Genomic DNA, 276 nt, shown 5'->3' with positions numbered 1-276 from the left:
TATCTAACCTGCCGCTCTCTTCAACCCGGGATCGGCAGGCATATCCGCTGCGGTTCCAGCATGTACGGAACACCATGAAAAACATTCTCCTGCTCAACGGCGGAAAGCGTTTCGCCCATTCCGACGGTCGCCTCAACCAGACCCTGCACGAAACCGCCCTGGCCCATCTGGACCGCCGTGGCTTCGACCTGCGCCAGACCTTCATCGACGGTGGCTATGATATCCCGACGGAGGTGGACAAGTTCCTCTGGGCCGACGTGGTGATCTACCAGATGC

Annotated in this window: 1 protein-coding gene; it reads left to right on the top strand. The window is 59.4% G+C overall.

Going from position 1 to position 276, the window contains the following annotated elements:
- Window positions 1–74 precede the first annotated feature (74 nt).
- On the top strand, window positions 75–276 hold a 202-nt coding region (locus ACLJNW_RS24795; RefSeq protein ID WP_410961299.1), incomplete at its 3' end, for an NAD(P)H-dependent oxidoreductase.

Origin of the sequence: Salmonella sp. SAL4457, from assembly GCF_046548235.1 — a bacterium.
Taxonomy (GTDB): Bacteria; Pseudomonadota; Gammaproteobacteria; order Enterobacterales; family Enterobacteriaceae; genus Salmonella; species Salmonella enterica.
The sequence above is the reverse complement of the archived record's forward strand: the minus strand, read 5'-3'. Positions and strand labels throughout refer to the sequence as shown.